The organism is Yinghuangia seranimata (assembly GCF_029953285.1).
GTDB lineage: Bacteria > Actinomycetota > Actinomycetes > Streptomycetales > Streptomycetaceae > Yinghuangia > Yinghuangia seranimata.
Window position 1 is genome coordinate 1 of record NZ_JASAOI010000085.1, and the last position, 19122, is coordinate 19122.

The window sequence follows — 19122 nt, forward strand, 5'->3', positions numbered from 1 at the left end:
GGCGCGCTCGGCGAAGCGGACCGGGTGCTCCTTGCGGGGCGACAGCGAGTTGATGCCGGTGCCCAGGTGGATGCGCTCGGTCTTCGCGGCGACGTAGCCCATCGCGACCTCGGGGGCCGACATGTGGGAGTACTCGGTCAGGGCGTGGTGCTCACCGAACCAGACGTACTTCCAGTTGTGCTTGTCGGCCTTGATCGCGAGCTCCAGCTCACGCATCAGCGCCAGGTGCTCGGAGGGGCGGTCGTGGGCGGCGAGGCCCGGTATGAATCCGTTGAGGAAGAGACCGAACTCCACAGGGAGCCCTCCTTGCTGGTCTGGGCTGGTCTTGGCTGGCAGGGTCCGGTCCGGCTGCGCGCAGGCAGGCGTCGCCACGGTCCGGCGGGGGTCGTGGCGTAACGGTTACACAAACCGGTGCGGGCCTCAAGAGCGGGCGGGGCACTCCCTTGCCTTTTTTGTGTAACCCATATTTTATTTCGTCAGGGCGGGCGCCCGAAGCGCGCCCGAGCCCCTTCGCACGGCTTCACCACGAGGAGCACACCCCATGGCCGTCATCGACGTCGACGCCCACTTCGAACCCGCGCGGGACTGGCTGGACCAGTTCCCGAAGCTGCGGGACCGGCTCCCGGCGTGGCTGCCGGACGACGACCCCGAGTTCGCGCCGAACACGCCCGAGCACTTCGCGTACGCCGCCTTCCCGCTCCGGCAGGCCGCCGCCCGTGACGGGCGCGTCCCGATGTCGGACATGACCACGCCGTTCATGCGGGCGATCTTCCCCGAGGAGCGGCCCGCGGACTTCAACCTCGGCGGGCACTCGCAGTGGCAGGAGGTCGACACCGCCGCCCGCATACGGCTGCTGGACCAGCAGGGCATCGCGCTCCAGAACATCATGAGCGGCCTCGGCATGGTGTACATGTCCCTCATCCGCGATACGGAACTCGGCAAGCTCGCCGTGGGCTCCCTCAACACCCACATGGCCGAGGCGACCGCCGGTCACCGTGACCGCCTTCTCCCCGTGACGCTGCTGCGCTACGACGACCTCGACTGGTCGATCCAGGAGCTGACCCGGATGCGCGCGCTCGGCAGCCGCGCCTTCCACGTCACCACCGAAGCTGTCGGCGGAGTCCCGCTGTTCCACCGGGACTTCGACCGCTTCTGGTCCACTGCCGAGAACCTCGGCATGATCGCCATCCTGCACGTCGGCCTCGCGAACGCGGCGTTCGATCCGGGATACGCCAACACCCCCGACCCGAGCGTCCTCACGCACATCGCCACGGCGCAGACCCACCAGATGGGCGAGGTCTTCCTCAACGCGATGGTCTTCGGGGGAGTCTTCGAACGGCACCCCAAGCTCACCGCGCTCATCGCCGAACTGGGTGTCGGTTGGGTGCCGTACACCGTCGCCAACATGGACGGTCGGGCCACCCCGGAGTCGGCCGTGTTCCTGCACGAGTACAAGCTGCCGCTGAAGCCTTCGGAGTACGTGCAGCGCAACGTGCGCATCACGCCGCTGCCTAACGCGGGCCAGCTGCCCTTCGACCTGTTCGAGCAGTTGCCGGGCGTCGCGGTGTTCTCCTCCGACATCCCGCACTTCGAGGGCAACCTGACCCCGGTCGAGTTCTATGAGAAGGAGCTCGCGGAGACGGCGGCCGACGTCCGGGACGGCTTCCTCTCGGGGAACATCGCCGAGTCCTATGCCCGGATGGGCGACCCGCTGGCGCTGCCTTCCTGAACCCCGCGCCCGCGCGCACCGTCCGTATTGATCCGAGGAGACCCGCACTATGCACGACCGCCTTGCCGTCCACGAGCTCCTGCAGCGCTGGTGGTTCATCTACGACGAAGGTGACTTCGACGCCTGGGAGGACGCCTTCACCGAGGACGTGTGGTTCACCACCCGGACGGACACCGGCAACCACCCGCACGAGGAGTTCATCGCCTCGGACAACCGCGGCCGCGCGGACGTCCTCACGTGGCAGCGCGAGCACCGGCTCGGCAGCCCGTACCCGCTGCGCCACAATGGCACGAACATCCACATCACCGCGCAGACGGACGACGAGGTCTCGGTGTCGTCGTACATCTTCGTGACCACGACGCAGGACGGGCTTCCCTCGAACCTGGCCAGCGGCATCGTTCGAGCCGTGCTGCGGCGCGAGGAGGGGGTGTATCGCTTCGGCGAGGTGCACGTCGTCCTCGACACCATGAAGGCCGTGACGCTCGCCGAGCACCGAGCGGTTTGATCCCGGCCCGGACGACAGCGTGGGGCGGAACCGACCATCCGGCCGGCTCCGCCCCACGCGTGTCTCCTCCGGGCGTGGAGACTGGCCTACAGCTGGAGGGACTGCACCTCGTAGTACTCCTCGAGCCCGAGGCGCCCGAACTCCCGCCCGGTTCCCGAGAGTTTCATACCGCCGAACGGGGCCGCGGAATTGAAGGCCCCGCCGTTGACGTCGACCTGGCCGCTGCGCAGTCGGCGCGCGACCGAGACGGCGGAGTCCTCGTCCGGGCCCCACACCGCGCCCGACAGGCCGTACGGCGTGCCGTTGGCGATCCGCACGGCGTCGTCGACGCCCTCGTACGGCAGCACCACGAGCACGGGGCCGAACACCTCCTCCTGGGCGATTTCGCTGCCCGGATCGGCGTCGGCGATGACCGTCGGACGGACGAAATAGCCGCGGTCCAGCCCGTCTGGCACCGCCGCGCCCCCCGTCGCGATGGCTGCCCCGTCGGCGACGGCCCGGTCGATGAAGCCGCGAACACGGTCGCGCTGCGTCGCGGAGACGAGCGGTCCCTGCTTGGTGGCCGACTCGCGGGGGTTGCCGGGGGTGAACCGGGCGGCGATGGCCGCGGCCAGCTCGACGGCCTCGGCGTAGCGCTCGCGGGGGACGAGGAGACGGCTGATCGCCAGACAGGTCTGCCCGGAGTTGAGCAGGCAGCTGCTTACCGTCGCCTTGACCGCGCGTTCCAGATCGGCGTCGGGGAGGGCGATCGCGGCGGACTTGCCGCCCAGCTCCAACGCCACGCGCTTGATCCCCCGCGCCGCCGCCGCGGCGACCGCCCGCCCGCCGGCGGTCGAGCCAGTGAAGGAGACCATGTCCACGTCCGGGTGCCCGGCCAGTGCTGCCCCGATCTCCGGACCGACGCCGCTGACCATATTGAAGACCCCAGGCGGCAGGCCGGCTTCGTGGATGGCTTCCGCCAGGACATACGGCACCAGGGGTGCGACCTCGCTGGGCTTGAGAACGACCGTACTGCCACTCAGAAGGGCGGGCACCACCTTGCCGATGGTCTGGAGCAGCGGATAGTTCCACGGGGTGATGGCCGCGACCACGCCGACGGGGGAGCGGTGGATGCGCGAATTGCGGAACCGGACGGGCTCCTCGATGCCGTCGGCGGCGCCGATGAAATCCCGGACGGCGGCCAGCGGAAGCTGCGTCTGGAGCTTGTCGGCGATGCGGTGCGGGGTGCCGACGTCGTCGACGACGGCCTCGGTGAGCTGCGACGCCCGGGCCTCGAGCGCTTTGTGCAGCGACTCCACGGCGGCGACGCGCTCTGCCTGCGGCCGTGCTCCCCAGGCGTCCTGGGCCGCGCGAGCCGCCGCGACTGCGCGGTCCGCGTCGGATGCGGACCCACGGGGGACGTAAGCGAACACCTCCTCCGTCGTGGGGTTGGTCACGGCGATCCGATTCTGGCCCGATGCTTCGAACCACTGGCCGTCCACGTACAGCGGTTTCGCGGGGGAACGGGACATGAAGTGCCTCCTTGCGCGCCCGGGCGGTGCGCCTCGGCGAAGGCCCGGGCCTTGACGTTCAACCCTGGTGATGATGTATTTCATGTACAGGAATTACAAGATCCTGTCACCGTCGGGTCACGTGAGGCGCACCGCCTCCGAGCACGCGCAGAGCGCGGAGACCCAGGAAGGCTGCCTCTCGTGTTCGAAGGACGTATCGCGCAATTCGTCGCGCCGAACGAGCCGTTCGAGATCCGTGAAGTCTCCCTCGCCGGCCGCGGCGTGCGGCCCGGCGAGATTCTCGTCAAGGTGACCCGGGCCAACGTCTGCGGCAGCGACCTGCACGCCTGGCACGGCCGCTTCAACACCCGCGGCCTGGGCGGCAAGCTGCCCACGGTTCTGGGCCACGAGATGGTCGGGGTGATCGCGGGGCTGGGCGAGGGCGTCTCGCGCGACGCCGACGGCGCGGCGCTGGCCGAGGGCGCGCGGGTGGTCTTCCCGTACTTCTTCCCGTGTCGCGTCTGCCGATACTGCGTGGCCGGGCGCAGCGCGAGCTGCGCACGCATGACCATGGCGATGCTGGCGAGCTCGGCCGAACCGCCCTACTACGTCGGAGGATTCGCGGACTACTTCCTCCTGCCGGCCGGCGCGCTCGTCTACACCGTCCCCGACAGCCTGTCCGACGAGGTGGTCAGCGGCGCCAACTGCGCGCTCGCCCAGGTCATGCAGGCTTTCGACCGCGCACAGCTCACCTTCGGGGAGACCGTGGTCATCCAGGGTGCCGGCGGACTTGGCTTGTACGCGACCGCGCTGGCCAAGGCACGCGGGGCCGCCACGGTCGTCGTGGTCGACGCCGTGGCCGAACGCCTGGAGCTGGCCCGCGAACTCGGTGCTGATGCGGTGGTGGACATCAGTGCCGAGAGTGACGAGCGGGCCCGCGTGAGGCGCGTCCACGAACTCACCGGAGGCGGTGCGGACGTCGCGGTCGAACTCGTCGGCTCCCCGGGCGTCGTCAATGAGGGGATCAAGATGCTCGGGCGCTTTGGCCGTTATCTGAGCGTCGGCAACATCGGCCACGGCCAGGCGTACGATGCCGACCCGTCGCGTCTCACCCTCACCAACAAGAGCATCATCGGCGTGTCCCTCTACGAGCCGGATGCGCTCGGCAAGAGCCTGGTGTTCCTCGAATCGGTACGCGACCGGCTGCCCAAGCGCTGGCTGGAGAGCACCACCTTCCCGCTCGCGGAGATCAACGACGCGTTCCTCGCCGCCGACCGCCGCGAGGTCGTCCGCGCCAGCATCGTGCCGTAGCCCATACGTCTGATTTCGTCACGCCAGGAGCCAGAGTGAGTGATTCGGAGAGCCGCGAGCTCGACTACCACGTCGCGGACCACATCGCGACGATCACGCTGAACCGCCCGGACCGCAAGAACGCCTTCACCATGGAGGTGGTCGACGCGTGGGCGGACGCGTTGCGCAGCGCCCAGGCCGACCCGGACGTACGCGTCGTCGTGGTCACCGGCGCGGGAGACGCGTTCTGCTCGGGCGTGGACCTCGAGGCCTTCGCCGAACGCGAGCGCACGCCGTGGGCGGAGAAGAGCCTGCTGACCGACCGCATCCATCAAGTCGCCTTCGCTGCCGAAGCGTTGACCAAGCCGTACCTCGCCGCGGTCAACGGCGTCGCGGTCGGCGCCGGCATGGACATGGCACTCATGGCGGACATCCGCATCGCCGCGCGCTCCGCCCGCTTCAGCGAGGGCTACATCCGTGTCGGCCTGGTCCCCGGCGACGGAGGCTGCTGGTACCTGCCGCGCATCGTGGGCACGGCGACCGCGCTGCGCCTGCTTTGGACGGGCGACTTCGTCGACGCCGACGAAGCACTCGGAATGGGCCTGGTGAGCGCCGTGCACGACGACGCCGACTTCGCCGCCTCAGTCCGCGCCTTCGCGGCGCGCCTCGCGGCCCAGCCCCCGGTGGCCGTCCAGCTGATCAAGCGCGCCGTCCGCGAAGGCGAGCGGCACGACCTGCGCACCGCACTGGACCTCATCTCGTCGCACCAGGCCGTCGTCACCGCGACGCAGGACTCCCAGGAGGCACTCGCCGCCTTCCGGGAGAAGCGCCCCGGCACCTACACCGGCCGCTGAGGCGCACATGACGACCACGACATCACCCGAAGCACCCGAGCTCGCGGACCTGCGCACCCAAGTCCGCGAACTGACCGGCCAGTGGCGGGCCGACGGCCGCTACGAGCCGCGCAGCGACAACTGGATGCGCGGCTTCGACCCCGACTTCAGCCGCGAGCTCGCGGCCCGCGGCCTCATCGGCATCACCTGGCCGCGCACATACGGGGGCGGGGGCCGCAGCCAGGCCGCCCGGCTGGCCGTGAACGAGGAACTCTTGCGCGCGGGCGCCCCCGTCGCCGCGCACTGGATCGGCGACCGGCAGATCGGCCCCGCCGTCCTCCGCCACGGAACCCCCGAGCTACGGGCGGAGATCCTGCCGGGCATCGCCGCGGCCCGGTACGTCTTCTGCCTGGGCATGAGCGAACCGGAGGCCGGCTCCGACTTGGCCGCGGTCCGCACCACCGCCGCGCGGGTCGACGGTGGCTGGCGGGTCAACGGGCGGAAGATCTGGACGACCGGCGCCCACAAGGCCACCCATACCTACCTGCTCGCCCGCACGGAGCGCACCGAGCGCAAGCACGAGGGCCTCACCGAGTTCATCGTGGACATGGACACGCCCGGTATCGAGGTGTCGCCGATCGTCGACCTCGCCGGTGACCACCACTTCAACGAGATGACCTTCACCGACGTCTTCGTCCCCGAGCACCGGGTGCTCGGTACGGTCGGGAACGCCTGGCGGCAGGTCACCGAGCAGCTGTCCTTCGAGCGGGGTGGGCCGGAGCGGTTCCTGTCCACGTACCCGCTGTTCGCCCTGACGCTGCGCGACGCCGAGGCGCACGGTGCCGACACCGAGGAACGGCTCGGCCGGCTCGTCGCCGACCTCGCCACGCTGCGGCGCCTTACGTGGCAGGTGGCCGCGAGTCTCGATCAGGGCGCCGCACCTGTCGTCGACGCCGCCACCTTGAAGTACCTGGGCAACGCCTTCGAGAACGACGTCGTCGACTTCGCCCGCCGCGTGTGCACACCCGATCGGGCCGAACTGCACGCGGCATGGGCCCAGGCGTTGCTCGCGTCTCCGGGGTTCACGATCCGAGGCGGCGCCGCCGATGTCCTGCTGTCCATCATCGCCAAACAGGAGACCCGGCCGTGAGCGAGTATGCCGAGGAACTGCGAGGACTCGTCAGCGACGTCGTCGGCGGCACGCCGGTCGAGGCGCGGTCGTCGGATGAGGTGTGGCGCAAGCTGGCCGAGCTGGGTTTGCCCCTTGTCGGGGTCGACGAGGCTGCGGGCGGGTCCGGCGGGAGCTACGACGACCTCGTGACCGTCGTGCGCGCCCTGGGCGAGCACGCGACCGGCCTGCCCGTCGGCGAATCCGCCCTCGCGTCATGGGCGCTCGCGCACGACCGCGCCGCGGGGGAGCGGGTAACACTCGCCTTCGGCATGGACGCCGTGTACGAGGACGACCTGTCGGTGGTGCGCATCCCCTGCGTCCCCTGGCTGCGGCAGGCGAGCGCAGTTGTTGTCTACGGCCGAAGCGGCGGAGCCACGTACGTCGACCTCGACGCGCCGGGTGTCGAGGTCCACGAGGGTGTGAACCTGGCCGGCGAGCCACGCGACGACCTGGTGCTGCGCGGCGCGGCGATGCCGAACCTGCCCGGGGCACCGGACCTGGCGGAGGCTCGTGCCCGCTTCGGACTGCTGAGGTCTGTGGCCGTGGCCGGCGCGGCAGTCGGGGCGTACACGCTGACGCGTGGATACGTCATGCAGCGCGAGCAGTTCGGGAAGCCGCTTGCCCGCATACCCGCGGTCGCGACCGCGCTGGCCACGATGCGGGTGGCGACCGTGCGACTCGACGCCGCCCTGGAACGGGCCGTCGCGAACCTTGCCCGTTCCGGCGGCACCTCGCAGCGGTTCCTCGCCGCCGCGGCCGCCGCCGGAGTCACGGCGGCCGCGACCGCGGCCACCTGCGCCCGAACGGCGCACCAGCTGCACGGGGCAATGGGCGTCACGGCCGAGTATCCGCTGCACCACTACACCAAGCGGCTGTGGTCGTGGCCCGAAGAGGCGGGCGCCGAGGCCGACTGCGCCCGGTACCTGGGGCAGCTCGCGCTCGCCGGGGGAGAGGCGGCCGTGTGGGACGAACTGACCTGCTGAGCACGCGAGAACGGAACTGCGAAAGGATCACCGCCCCATGACCCGCCCGCTCCGCTACGGGATGACGCTGCCGTTCTCCGCACCGCTGCCCGACCACCCGCGCATCGCAGGCGAGTTGGCTGCGGTCGGCTACACCGACATCTGGAGCTGCGAGGTCGACGGCCTCGACGGCTTCACGCCGCTGGCCCTCGCCGCGACCGGCGCCCCCGATGTCCACCTGGGCACCGCGATCGTCTCGCCCTTCACCCGCGGCCCCGCCGTCCTCGCGATGACCGCCGCCGCGCTCGCCGAACTCGCGCCCGGGCGCTTCCACCTGGGCATCGGCTCGGCGTCCCGGCCGATCGTGCAGAACTGGAACGCGGCCGCGTTCGAGCAGCCGTACGAACGCGTGCGCGACACCGTCCGATTCCTCCGCGCCGCACTCGCGGGGGAACGGGTCGCCGAGCGGTACGAGACCTTCGCGGTCGACGGCTTCCGGCTCGCACGTCCGCCGCAGACGCCGCCTCCGATCTACCTCGCCGCGCTGCGCGAGGGCATGCTGCGGCTGGCCGGCCGCGAGGCCGACGGCGTGATCCTGAACTGGCTGTCCGCCGACGACGTCAAGAAGGTCGTGCCCTACGTACACGAAGGTGGCCCTGGGAAGGAGATCGTCGGCCGCATCTTCGTGTGCCCGACGGACGATGCCGACGCGGCCCGCGCGGTCTGCCGCCGCATGGTCACCTCGTACCTCAACGTCCCCGGCTACGCGAACTACCAGCGATGGCTGGGCCGGACCGAGCTGCTGCAGCCGATGTGGGACGCCTGGGCGGCAGGTGACCGCCGCCGCGCGCTCGCGGCGGTCCCGGACGAGGTGGTCGACGACCTGATCGTGCACGGCACCCCGGCGCAGTGCCGCGCGGCCATCCAGCGCTACGTCGACAACGGTGTGACCGTTCCGGTCATCATGTTCGTCGACCCGGGTCTGGGGACCGACCCGTTGGAGGACGCGCTGGCGCTCGCGCCGGACCCGGCGTGAACCGCCCGCTGCCGAGCATCGGGGCCGGCACGCTCAGGCGCCCGCGGCCTCCCACACCGCGCGGGTCGTGGTCAGCGCCGTGTCGGCGAAGGCGTCGAGGTTCGCGGCGCGCCATTCGTCCGACAGGAGTTCGACGCTGACGACACCGTCGTAGCCCTTGCCGACGAGTTCCCCGCAGAATCGGGCGAGGTCGAACTCGCCCTGCCCCGGCATCACCCGGCGGTGCATCGACTCGGTGTGCACGTCGTCCGACACCGGCGCCGGCGCATCCGCGAACTGGACGAAGCCGATCCGGCCCAACGGCAGCGCCGCGAGGTCGTCCCAGCCGCTGGGGCCGCGGAAGAAGTGCCAGCTCTCCACGACGATGCGCAGGTTGGGATGACCGACGCGGTCCTGCAGGCGCACCGCTTCGGGAATCGAGTCCAGATGCCGGGTGGGTAGGAACTCGACCGAAAGACCGATGCCTTCCCGGTCCAGCGCGGCCGCGCACATGGCGGTGTTGGCCACGACGCCCCTGTCGACCTCACCGGTCACCACGCACAGAACCTCAGCCGGTTCCAGGACCGCCGCTGCCTCAAGCACCCGCGCCAGACTTCTGCGGGTCGCATCCGCATCCGCCGAAATGGAGAGGGACACCAGCTCGTAGCACGGCAGTTTGTACTCCTTCAGCAGTGCCGCCAGCGCCTCGACTGGCAGCCCCGCGCGTTCGTGGGCCAGCACCGAGAAGACGTCGAGGCCGATGCGGTCATAGCCTGCCGCCGCAGCCGCGGCGATCTGCTCGGGCAGGGACGGTGCCAGGCCGTAGTAGGTCGAATGGTTGAAGGTGTTGAAGCTGTACAGCACCCGGCTCCTCCGCGGGCGTCAATCGGCTGCCCGCTCCAGGGCGAGCGCCGGATGGTCGGCGCCGAAGTGGTCGATGAACACCGAGCCGAGCGCATCGGCCGCGACTTCGCCGCGATCCAGAGGGACCGCGACATCCGCGACCAACGGGCCCGCCTGCGCCGCCAGTGCGTCGAGCCGGTCCAGATCGAAGCCATACACGCGCGCCGCGTTGCCGGCAAGCATCGCGCGGACCTCGGCCTCGGGCACACCCTCGAACGTCAGGCGCAGCGACTCAAGCGTGTACGGGAACGAGCCCTCGGCGTGCGGGTAGTCCGAACCCCACATCAGCCGGTCGACGCCGATCTGGTCACGCGTGGCGCAGTCCGCCTGCCGCAGCGGGCTCGCACCGATGAAGCAGTTGCGGGCGAAGTACTCGCTCGGCAGAAGACTCAACCCCTCGGCCATGTCCGCGCCGAAGAAATGCTGGGCGGTGCCGTCGAGCGGCATCGTGCGGACGAACTGGTCGAGCTTCGCCAGCTCCCGGGGCACCCACGCGGAACCCTGCTCGGTGAAGACGACCTTGAGGCCGGGGAAGCGCTCGAACACGCCGCCGAACACGAGGTGCCCCAGCACCCGGTTGGAGAACCAGGTGATCTCCGACAGCAACACCGCCAGGCCGCGCGGGTCGTGCGGATAGTCGGGTACTCCGCCGCCACTGTGCAGATTGACGACCACGTCCTCGCTCTCGCACGCGCGCCAGATCGGGTCGTACACCGGATCGAACAGCGGTGCCTGCGCGGCGCCCGGCGGTACGCCAGGGACGAGGATGCCGCCGAACATCCCGTGCGCCTTGGCCCAGTGGACCTCGGCGACCGCGTCGTCGATGTCGTTCAGCATGATCTGCGCGACCCCGGCTCGCCGTCCCGGTGACGCCGCGCAGAAGTCGGCCATCCAGCGGTTGTGTGCCCGCAGCCCAGCCCAACGGCGCTCGTACTCCTGGCGATTGGTCGGTGGCGGCGGGACGAAGAACTGGGTCTGCGGAAAGAACGGCGGCACGGTGTTCGGGAACACCACTTCGCCCACGATCCCCTGCGCCAGCAGGTCGGCGTCGCGTACGGCGCCGTCCCAGTTGCACTCCTGGCTCTTGCTCAGCAGGTGCTCGGACTCGAACGGATTGACCATCGCCGCCGCCCACGCGTCGAAGGCCTCATGGTGCTCGGTTGTGAGGTAGGGGCGGTAGTCGAGCAGGTCGGCACCCGCATGGCAGTCGGAAGAGATGACGGTGTAGCGGTCGGCAGTCATGAAGCTCCTTCTCGCAGTCAAGGGGCTTAACATGTCTAACATAGCTATGATTAGACCGCTAGAGCGCGACCGAACCCGCGGGCAGGACACGACATCCGCCCGGACGTGGTCGCTACATAGCTATGATCGACACCATGGTGGACAGCCCCGGGAGGGTCAGGGTCGCGCAGCGCCCGGCAGGCGAGGCAGCCGACGAGATCCGCTACGCGGCCATCGCCGAGGTCGTCGCCGGCGTACTCCGCCGCCGCATCCTCGACGGCGAACTCGCCGACGGCGACGTACTGCCCAAGCAGGACGAGCTGATGGCGGAGTTCGACGTCGGCCGCACCACACTTCGCCAGGCCATTCGCATTCTCGAGACCGAAGGCCTGCTCACCGTGCGCCGCGGCAAAGTCGGCGGCTCCGTCGTGCACCAGCCGACGCCCGAGGACGCGGCACGCATGTTCGGCATGGTGATGCACACCCGGCACGTCACCCTCGCCGACCTCGCTCAGGCGCTGCGCCGCCTCGAACCGGTGTGCGTCGCCCTGTGCGCAGGGCGGGAGGACCGGGCCGACGCGGTCGTGCCCCGCCTGCGTGAAGTCCACGAACGCATGGCCCTGACCGTCGACGACGGCCTCGCCTACATCCGAGCCAGCCGCGAATTCCACGAAGCGATCGTCGGCTCATGCGGCAACCAGACCATGCAGATCGTCCTCGGGATGGTCGAGACCCTCTGGGCGCGCCAGGAGCAACTCTGGGCCGAGCGCTCAGCCGCCGAGGTAGGCGCCGACATCCGCCGCGCCGGCGTCCGGGAACACGAACACCTCATCGACCTGATCGCCGACGGCGACGAGACCCTGGCCTACCGCTACGCGGTCCGCCACCTCGAAGGCGCCCACGCATACCCACTCCAGGAGTACGCGGCCCGACCCGTCCAGTCAGGCCCGGCCGGCGCCTGACAGCCACCCGGGTGCGTCGGTGCGCAGAAGCTGTATGCCGCTTCAGCGTGCGAGTGCCGGCTCGTCGGCCAGGCTTTGCTCGGCCCAGATGGTCTTGCCGGATTGTTGGTATCTGCTGCCCCACCGTTGGGTGAGTTGGGCGATCAGGAAGAGTCCGCGGCCGCCTTCGTCGGTGGTGCGGGCATGGCGCAGGCGCGGTTGCGTGTTGCTGGGGTCGGACACTTCGCAGACCAACACGTTCCCGCGGATCAGGCGGAGCGTGATGGGACCGCCTCCCCCGTAGCGGACGGCGTTGGTGACCAGTTCGCTGACGACGAGTTCAGTGGTGAAAGCGAGTTCGTCCAAGTTCCAGGCGGCGAGCTGTCGTGTGGCCAGGTCGCGGGCCGGTCCGACGCAGGCGGGGTCGGCGGGCAGCTCCCAGGTGGCGCTGTCCTCGTCCGGCAGCCGATGTACGCGGGCCAGCAACAGGGTTGTGTCGTCGTTGCGGGGCGCGGTGACGTCGTCGAGCAGGTCGTGGCCGGCTTTGTCCAAGTCCCGGTGCGCGACGTCGAATCGCTCGATCTGGTCCAGCAATCTGCGCATGCCGTTGTCGAGGTCGCGGTCGGGGCCTGCCACCAGGCCGTCGCTGTACAGGACCAGGACACTTCCTGGAGCCAAGGTGATGTCGGTGAACTCGAAGGGCATGCCGCCGACGCCCAGCGGCGGCCCAGGCTCCAGCTCGATGTAGCGTGCGCGTCCGTCGGGCTCGATGACCGCAGGCGGTGGATGGCCGGCCGAGGCCACGCGGCAATGGCCGGAGACCGGGTCGTACTCGGTGTACAGGCAGGTCGCGCCGGCGATCGCCTGCGGGCTTTCGGGTTCGCCGGAGAGCCGCAGGATGAGGTCGTCCACGCGAGCTAGCAACTCGTCCGGGGGAAGGTCCATATCGGCGAGTGCCTGAACGGCGGTGCGCAGCCGCCCCATCGTGCCGCTTGCCGCCAAGCCGTGGCCGACGACGTCGCCGACGACGAGGGCCAGCCGCGTCGACGACAGCGGGATCACGTCGTACCAGTCGCCGCCCACGCCTGCGGCGGTCGCTGTGGGCAGGTAGGCACCGAACGTCTCTGCAGCCGGTTCGTCCGCTCGCCTGTCGGGCAGCAGACTGTGCTGCAGGGCCAGCGCGACACGGTGCTCGCGGGTGTATCGGCGTGCGTTGTCCACGCTGAGCGCGGCGCGTGAGGCAACTTCCTCCAGGAGTCGGGCATCGTCCTCGTCGAAAGGATCTGGGCGCTCGGTGCGCCACAACTGCACAGCACCGAGCAGGTGGCCGCGGGCGAACAACGGGACCGCGAGGCTGCTGTGGCCGCCGACTGGGATCAGCCGCCGGAGAATGTCGGGACCGTCGCCTGGCCTCGCGACTACCTGCGGTAGCAGCAGCGTCGCGCCGCGCTCGATGGTCCGGGCCTCCGGGCTGTCCAGCGGGACCAATGGCTCTTCCCCGACCTGGACAAGATACGGCGGCCACGAGTCCCCGGTCGCGGCGACCGCGGTTCGGATTGCGGCTGTGTAGCCGGTTGACGGGTCTCGCACAGGTTCCTCGCCGGCCAAGACCGCCGTGGCCAGGTCCACGGCCGCCAGGTCCGCCCAGCCTGGCACAAGCAGGTCGGCCAGTTGCTGCGTGGTCTCCGTGACGTCCAAGGAAGCGCCGATTGCCGCTGCCGCTTCGTGGACGATGGCGGCCCGGGCCTCGGCGTGTACCTGCTCGGTGACATCGTTGAATGTCACTAGCAGCCCGAGCGGCTGGCCGCCGCTTGGGGGGACGCGGAGCATCGCGAGTCTGAGGTACAGCGTGTGGCCGTCCTGCCCACGGGCGGCGAGCGGTTGCCGGTCGAGGAGCGGGGCGTCCGCGGCGAGTGCCTGTCGGAGCAGCGGCAGAGCATCGTCAAGGCCGAGAGCTGTCAATGCCGCGTCCGCGGGGTCACCGACCCGGACCGGAGCACGTTGCAGGACCTCCGCACTCGCGTTGGTGGCGATCACCCGCAGGTCGGCGTCGAAGACCACCAGGCCGATCGACCCTTGGGAGAACACGGTCGTCGCAAGACGTTCCGCCCATTCCGATGGCAGCCCGAGCCCCGCCACCAATCGGTGCTGTTCGTGCACGCTGAGACCGCTTCCAGGACCCCGTCGAAAACCTCTCGGTGGCTACCAGTATCGCCCGGCGGCGGGATGTCAGCAGATGGCCTGATGCGGTGCCGCGACGAGCACCTTGGCACGGTGCGTCCACCCTGTGGGTGCCGAAATCCCATCCACCCAGGTCAGGCCACATGCTGGTATTCGTGGACGGTGCCGCCGAGTCGGTCGTGCCGGGTCGGTCGGTCGCGGCCGCTCGCCCGATTCGGGCGCGTTCATGCTGGCCGGCGCGACAGCGGCCTCGGCGCCTCGTGCGGCAGGGGCCACGCGATTGCCGCGGCGAAGTGGCTTTACGCAGAGGCGACTTCATGAATTCGGGAAGCCGGGGGGCGTTCTCTTCGGATCCCGATAAATGAACGCCAGGCATTTGCGTGCATGAAACCCGCTCATGGTGAAGCGGATTAGGCGCCTCCGGTAGGCGTGGATTCCGGTTTCCGTTACGACGCTGTTAAATGTACACCTGGTGCGCCCATTCCTACCTGTGGGTATTACGCAAGGTAGCCTCTCGGCTGCGCATAATTCATTGACTTCGTCTCTCCGATGGGTGTTCCCTGCTCATGGTCCAACCGGCGAGTCGAATGGTCGGACCCGATTGCTCTCAAGGGGGATGGGAAGCAGTGGGCTCTCGTTCAGTCGGCGGCGATGCGGCCGCCACCGCTCTGCCGGGATGGAAATTCGTTCCGCACGTCAGGGATCCTGACCTGCCTTCTTCGGTGTACCGCGCGGCCAGCGATGCGGACTTTGTGGCCATCGATGGGCTCTGGGCCGACGTCTACGGCGCGGAATTCGGCTGGCTGCCCTCAGGCACCGGGCCGGCCTACAAGGACCGGTATCACGAGAACGCGACGTACCTGCTGGCCCGTGTCGAACACCAGGTGGTCGGCACGATGCGCCTCGTCGCCGATTCCGCGGGTGGCCTCCCCATCGAGCAGTTCGTCGGTATCGACGACATCAGGCCGGGACGCCGCCTCATCGAGTGTCAGCGCCTCATGATCCTCCCGGAGTTCCGCAACCGGCGGTTCCCGGAATTCCCGCAGGGGGTGCTGGCGGGCCTGGTCAAGGGGTGCATCCACTGGTGTCTGGCGAACGGTGTCACGCACATTCTGGCCGACCTTTTCACGCAGACCGCCACCACGCCCATCGGCCCGCTGCGGGCGCTCGGCTTCGAGGAAACCGGCAAGGAGTTCGTCGATACCGAGCTTTCCCAGGCCGGTTCGAGCGTGGCGCTGCTGCTCCGGACCGGGGAGTTGTTCTCCCGGACCTTCCGGACCGCCAGTCCGTTCTATCGCTACCTCATGGAGTACGACGAATTCGTCGACGTGTACAACTGACGGGGAAACGGAGTACCGGATGACAAGGATCTCGGCGGACTTTGATGTCGTGGTCATCGGGGGCGGTCCCGGTGGCTCGATGGCGAGCACCCTGCTCGCCGATTTCGGAAAATCGGTGGTGCTCTTCGAGACTGCGAAGTTCCCGCGGTACCACATCGGAGAATCGCTGCTGTCGGGTACGGCGGACCTGCTCAAGCGGATCGGTGTGCTCGACCGCCTGGAGGACGCCGGCTACATCAAGAAGTACGGCGTCGAGTGGGTCTGGGGCGACCGGCGCGAGCCGTGGACCGTGTACTTCAAGGACGCGCTCGCGATGCCGTACGACTACGGCTACCAGGTCGAGCGCGGCCCCTTCGACCAGATGCTCCTGGAAAACGCGCGGGAGCACGGCGTCGACGCCCGCGAGCAGCACAAGGTGACCGATTTCGCGATCGCCCCGGACGGTTCGGCCACGGTCGACTTCGAGAACACCGCGACCGGGGAAACCGGCCGTGTCACGGCGCGCTGGATCGTGGACGCGTCGGGCCAAGGCGGTCTGGTCACCAAGCGCCTCCACACACAGGAGTGGGACGACTACCTCCGGAACATGGCCGTCTGGACCTATTGGAAGGGTGCCAAGCGCCCGCCGGGCCTGGACGCGGGCAACACCTTCCTGCCCACGTTCTCCGACGGGTGGTGGTGGTTCATTCCGTTGCGCGACGACATCACCAGCGTCGGCGCCGTGGTGGACCGCCAGGCCTTCCAGGAGAAAAAGGGCATGGGCCTGGAGGCGTACTACAAGGAGTGCGTCGAGAAGACCCCCGAACTGGCCGACCGGCTCAAGGACGCCGAGCAGGTGGACGAGATCCGCGTCCAGCGCGACTGGTCGTACATCTACGACGGGTTCGCCGGCGACGGCTACATCGCCTGCGGTGACGCCGCCTGCTTCATCGACCCGCTCTTCTCCACGGGCGTCCATCTCGCCATGCTCAGCGGATTCCTCGCCGCCGTCACGGTGAACACCGTCCTGGACAAGCCCGAGTTCGACCGCGGACGCGTCCTGGACTTCTACGAGAACGCCTACCGCAAGGAGTTCGCGCGGCTGCGCGCGCAGGTGTACTTCCTCTACGGCGGCCACGGCAGCAGCAAGGACTCGTACTTCTGGCACGCGCGCAGCCAGTTCGACGTGCCCGGGATCGATCCCGAGAAGGCCTTCATCTCGCTCATCGCGGGCGCCTTCACCCACCGGTCCTGGTACCGGCGCTATCTCGAACGGCTCGACGTCCCGGCAGAGCTGCGCGGCACGATCGAGAGCATCTTCGCCGGGAAGTCGGCCGGCGCGAACATCGACCTCGACTCGGTCCTGATACCAGGCGAGGACTTCACGAAGGCGGACGGCTTCGCGGTGGACGGCGCGCACCTGCGCGAGTCGGTCTCCCTGGAGACCCGGGAAGGCGCCTCGTTGGCCCTCACCCCGGCCATGGAGCTGCTCCTGGAACTGGCCGCCGACGGCTCCCGAACCGGCCGGCAGCTGACGGAGGCGCTCGTGGACCAGGGGGCCTGCGGCCAGGACCAGGCCCAGAACCTGGTGCACGAGTCCGTCAGCTACGGCTTCCTCACCGGCGTCGAGAAGGTGCGCGATGGCGTTCGTTGAGCTCGTGGCCACCGAGGGCGCGGATCCCGAGGTCCGCGCGGTGTTCGCCGCCGTCGAGGAGCAGTACGGGTTCGTCCCGAACATCCTCCGCGCACTGGCCAACTGCCCCGACCTCCTCCAGACGTTCGTGCCGTTCTGGGGGCAGGTCTACAGCTCGCCCACGATCGGTCCCCGCATGCGGGCGCTGGCGGCGCTCGGCACCGCCAAGGCCCAGGACTGCGACTACTGCGTGGCGCACATGACCGCCTCCGCCGTACGAGCCGGGCTCGTGGGCCGGGAGATCCAGGCGATCGGCGACACCATCGTCGAGCGGAACGTCTTTCCCGACCGCGAGTCCGTCGCCCTCGAACTCGCCGAGACCCTGACGCAGGACCCCGACAGCATCACGGACGATCTGCGCGACCGGCTGCGGGCCGCGTTCACCGACCCCGAGATCGTCAACATCGTGGTCGCGATCGGCATGTACAACCTCACGAGCCGCTTCCTGAAAGCGCTGTCCGTCGAGGTGGAGGACCTTTTCGACAACGTTGGCAGGAGCTCCGCATGACCGCCGCCGTGACGCCCCGCGACGAAATCATCGAGACCTACGGCGAGGACGTCTGGAACCTCATCCTCACCGTCTACGTGAACTTCCACGACTCCGAGCTGGAGATCATCGATTTGTGCGCCCGCTGGATCCCCCGGCGCACCGACCTGCGCGAAAAGACGTACCTCGTCCACCACGCCTCCGACGAGGTCACCCACGCGCGCCTCTTCCGCGAGGGGGTGGAGCGTCTCGGGCAGCCGTGGCACGAGCTCGACCATGCCAAGTACAAGATCCAGGACATCGACGACCGGTTCCGCAAGCTGTTCGACAGCGAGGACGAACTGGAGGTCCTGATCGGCCTGAACCTCTACGCCGAGGGCGTCCTGGCGATGGAGGAGCTCTACCAGCTCGGCCGGGGCAAGCCGCAGTACTTCTACCAGTTCGACCGCATCGAACGCGAGGAGCGCAGGCACGTCGGCTTCGGCGTCACGGTGGCCAAGCGGCTGCTCGCCGAGAGCGCGGAGAACCGCAAGCGCGCCACGGCGTACTGCAACTGGTACCAGGAACACCTCGACGGCTACCTCGGCGGCGAGCTCGCCGACAAGATCGGCTGGGCCGTCGAGGCGGGCTTCGTCGCGGACGACTACATCCCCCGCACCAAAGAGCGCTTCCGCTCCACGATGTCCGAGCTCGGCATTCTCGAGGAGGCCTGAACCATGGCGCAGGGATATGAGACCGCGCTCGCGGACGTCGCCCCCGTCCTCAAGAACCTGGTCGTGGAGCATCCGTTCATCCAACGGATCGTGCGGGGCGAGCTCACCGAACCGGTGTACGCGGCCTACCTCCGCGAGACCTTCCACCTCGTCGGCGAGACGCCGCACTTCCTTGCGGCGGCCGCGGCACGCACCGAGGAGGAATGGCTGCAGGACTGGTTCCTCGACCTCGCGGTCGACGAACGCCACCACGACCGGCTGTGCGTGCGGGACTTGAGGAACCTGGGCTACGACCCGGACTCCTACCTCGCGGGCCTGCCCGGACTGGGCACGTGGACCATGGTGGGGCAGAACCACTACCTGGCCGCCATGTCCGACACCGCCGGCATCCTCGGCTTCGCCGCCGCGACCGAGGGGCTCGGAGCCACCCTGGGCCCCCAGGTCGCCGCGGCCTTGCAGCAGTACCCGTTCGCGCTGAAGGCCTCGGCCTTCCTCCAAGTGCACGCGATGGAGGACCAGGACCACATCGCGCGGGTGAAGCAGGCGTTCGACCGCCTCGCCGAGTCGCCGGAGCGCTACGCGCTCATGACGGCCACCTGGGAGTACACCCTGCGGGCGTACGGACAGCTGTTCACCGACGCACTCGAACGGGGCGCGCCGTGACCACTG

At 69.3% G+C, this 19122-nt stretch carries 18 protein-coding genes; 13 read left to right on the forward strand and 5 right to left on the reverse strand.

Annotated features, from left to right (window positions below):
• On the reverse strand, window positions 1-294 hold a 294-nt coding region (locus QI554_RS40355), incomplete at its 3' end, for an LLM class flavin-dependent oxidoreductase (RefSeq protein WP_281477785.1).
• Between the two features lie 247 nt (window positions 295-541).
• Here QI554_RS40355 and QI554_RS40360 point away from each other — a divergent pair.
• Both QI554_RS40360 and QI554_RS40365 read left to right on the forward strand, forming a co-directional pair.
• Complete coding sequence (locus QI554_RS40360) at window positions 542-1729, forward strand: amidohydrolase family protein (RefSeq protein ID WP_281477786.1); 1188 nt, start codon at window positions 542-544, stop codon at window positions 1727-1729.
• 49 nt (window positions 1730-1778) lie between these two features.
• Window positions 1779-2234: a nuclear transport factor 2 family protein gene (locus tag QI554_RS40365; protein WP_281477788.1), complete on the forward strand. Its 456-nt coding sequence runs from the start codon at window positions 1779-1781 to the stop codon at window positions 2232-2234.
• An 86-nt stretch (window positions 2235-2320) separates the two neighbouring features.
• Here the strand turns inward: QI554_RS40365 and QI554_RS40370 are convergent, their stop codons facing one another.
• A complete protein-coding gene (locus QI554_RS40370) occupies window positions 2321-3745 on the reverse strand; it encodes an aldehyde dehydrogenase family protein (protein ID WP_281477790.1) in 1425 nt (474 codons plus the stop codon).
• Window positions 3746-3925: 180 nt separating this feature from the next.
• Here QI554_RS40370 and QI554_RS40375 point away from each other — a divergent pair, with 180 nt between their 5' ends.
• From QI554_RS40375 to QI554_RS40395, 5 genes are read left to right on the forward strand one after another with little or no spacing between them, the layout of a single operon-like run.
• Entirely contained in the window at window positions 3926-5035 is a 1110-nt protein-coding gene (locus QI554_RS40375) for a zinc-binding dehydrogenase (protein WP_281477792.1), read from the forward strand.
• Between the two features lie 35 nt (window positions 5036-5070).
• Window positions 5071-5868 (forward strand): enoyl-CoA hydratase/isomerase family protein, encoded by a 798-nt coding sequence (locus QI554_RS40380; protein ID WP_281477793.1) that lies wholly within the window; start codon window positions 5071-5073, stop codon window positions 5866-5868.
• Between the two features lie 7 nt (window positions 5869-5875).
• Entirely contained in the window at window positions 5876-6997 is a 1122-nt protein-coding gene (locus tag QI554_RS40385) for an acyl-CoA dehydrogenase family protein (RefSeq protein WP_281477794.1), read from the forward strand.
• Window positions 6994-8001 carry an acyl-CoA dehydrogenase family protein gene (locus tag QI554_RS40390; RefSeq protein ID WP_281477796.1) on the forward strand — a complete coding sequence of 336 codons (1008 nt, stop codon included), beginning with the start codon at window positions 6994-6996 and terminating at the stop codon, window positions 7999-8001. Before QI554_RS40385 ends, QI554_RS40390 begins: the two co-directional genes overlap by 4 nt.
• A 37-nt stretch (window positions 8002-8038) precedes the next feature.
• Window positions 8039-9016 carry an LLM class F420-dependent oxidoreductase gene (locus QI554_RS40395; protein ID WP_281477797.1) on the forward strand — a complete coding sequence of 326 codons (978 nt, stop codon included), beginning with the start codon at window positions 8039-8041 and terminating at the stop codon, window positions 9014-9016.
• A gap of 33 nt (window positions 9017-9049) precedes the next feature.
• Here the strand turns inward: QI554_RS40395 and QI554_RS40400 are convergent, their stop codons facing one another.
• Both QI554_RS40400 and QI554_RS40405 read right to left on the reverse strand, forming a co-directional pair.
• Window positions 9050-9859 carry a sugar phosphate isomerase/epimerase family protein gene (locus tag QI554_RS40400; protein ID WP_281477799.1) on the reverse strand — a complete coding sequence of 270 codons (810 nt, stop codon included), beginning with the start codon at window positions 9857-9859 and terminating at the stop codon, window positions 9050-9052.
• 18 nt (window positions 9860-9877) lie between these two features.
• On the reverse strand, window positions 9878-11140 hold the full coding sequence (locus tag QI554_RS40405) for an amidohydrolase family protein (RefSeq protein ID WP_281477801.1): 1263 nt from the start codon (window positions 11138-11140) through the stop codon (window positions 9878-9880).
• 134 nt (window positions 11141-11274) lie between these two features.
• Between QI554_RS40405 and QI554_RS40410 the strand changes: the two genes are divergently transcribed.
• Complete coding sequence (locus tag QI554_RS40410) at window positions 11275-12081, forward strand: FadR/GntR family transcriptional regulator (RefSeq protein ID WP_281477802.1); 807 nt, start codon at window positions 11275-11277, stop codon at window positions 12079-12081.
• 42 nt (window positions 12082-12123) lie between these two features.
• Here the strand turns inward: QI554_RS40410 and QI554_RS40415 are convergent, their stop codons facing one another.
• Window positions 12124-14220 (reverse strand): ATP-binding SpoIIE family protein phosphatase, encoded by a 2097-nt coding sequence (locus QI554_RS40415; RefSeq protein ID WP_281477803.1) that lies wholly within the window; start codon window positions 14218-14220, stop codon window positions 12124-12126.
• Between the two features lie 647 nt (window positions 14221-14867).
• Here QI554_RS40415 and QI554_RS40420 point away from each other — a divergent pair.
• The 5 genes from QI554_RS40420 to QI554_RS40440 are packed head-to-tail and all read left to right on the forward strand — an operon-like array spanning window position 14868 to window position 19116.
• The gene (locus tag QI554_RS40420) at window positions 14868-15581 is read left to right on the forward strand and encodes an N-acyl amino acid synthase FeeM domain-containing protein (RefSeq protein WP_281477805.1); all 714 of its coding nucleotides are present in this window, start codon (window positions 14868-14870) and stop codon (window positions 15579-15581) included.
• 19 nt (window positions 15582-15600) lie between these two features.
• Window positions 15601-17214, forward strand: a complete 1614-nt coding sequence (locus QI554_RS40425; protein WP_281477806.1) for an NAD(P)/FAD-dependent oxidoreductase — start codon at window positions 15601-15603, stop codon at window positions 17212-17214.
• Entirely contained in the window at window positions 17201-17761 is a 561-nt protein-coding gene (locus QI554_RS40430; RefSeq protein ID WP_281477807.1) for a carboxymuconolactone decarboxylase family protein, read from the forward strand. Before QI554_RS40425 ends, QI554_RS40430 begins: the two co-directional genes overlap by 14 nt.
• A complete protein-coding gene (locus tag QI554_RS40435) occupies window positions 17758-18453 on the forward strand; it encodes a ferritin family protein (RefSeq protein ID WP_281477808.1) in 696 nt (231 codons plus the stop codon). Before QI554_RS40430 ends, QI554_RS40435 begins: the two co-directional genes overlap by 4 nt.
• A gap of 3 nt (window positions 18454-18456) precedes the next feature.
• The gene (locus QI554_RS40440) at window positions 18457-19116 is read left to right on the forward strand and encodes an iron-containing redox enzyme family protein (protein ID WP_281477810.1); all 660 of its coding nucleotides are present in this window, start codon (window positions 18457-18459) and stop codon (window positions 19114-19116) included.
• Window positions 19117-19122: the final 6 nt, after the last annotated feature.

Excerpts from the sequence above, each read along its gene's own strand:
- QI554_RS40360 (WP_281477786.1), top strand. The coding sequence starts at position 542 with ATGGCCGTCATCGACGTCGACGCCCACTTCGAACCCGCGCGGGACTGG.
- QI554_RS40365 (WP_281477788.1), top strand. The coding sequence starts at position 1,779 with ATGCACGACCGCCTTGCCGTCCACGAGCTCCTGCAGCGCTGGTGGTTC.
- QI554_RS40370 (WP_281477790.1), bottom strand. The coding sequence starts at position 3,745 with ATGTCCCGTTCCCCCGCGAAACCGCTGTACGTGGACGGCCAGTGGTTC.
- QI554_RS40385 (WP_281477794.1), top strand. The coding sequence starts at position 5,876 with ATGACGACCACGACATCACCCGAAGCACCCGAGCTCGCGGACCTGCGC.
- QI554_RS40395 (WP_281477797.1), top strand. The coding sequence starts at position 8,039 with ATGACCCGCCCGCTCCGCTACGGGATGACGCTGCCGTTCTCCGCACCG.
- QI554_RS40405 (WP_281477801.1), bottom strand. The coding sequence starts at position 11,140 with ATGACTGCCGACCGCTACACCGTCATCTCTTCCGACTGCCATGCGGGT.
- QI554_RS40410 (WP_281477802.1), top strand. The coding sequence starts at position 11,275 with ATGGTGGACAGCCCCGGGAGGGTCAGGGTCGCGCAGCGCCCGGCAGGC.
- QI554_RS40425 (WP_281477806.1), top strand. The coding sequence starts at position 15,601 with ATGACAAGGATCTCGGCGGACTTTGATGTCGTGGTCATCGGGGGCGGT.
- QI554_RS40430 (WP_281477807.1), top strand. The coding sequence starts at position 17,201 with ATGGCGTTCGTTGAGCTCGTGGCCACCGAGGGCGCGGATCCCGAGGTC.
- QI554_RS40435 (WP_281477808.1), top strand. The coding sequence starts at position 17,758 with ATGACCGCCGCCGTGACGCCCCGCGACGAAATCATCGAGACCTACGGC.
- QI554_RS40440 (WP_281477810.1), top strand. The coding sequence starts at position 18,457 with ATGGCGCAGGGATATGAGACCGCGCTCGCGGACGTCGCCCCCGTCCTC.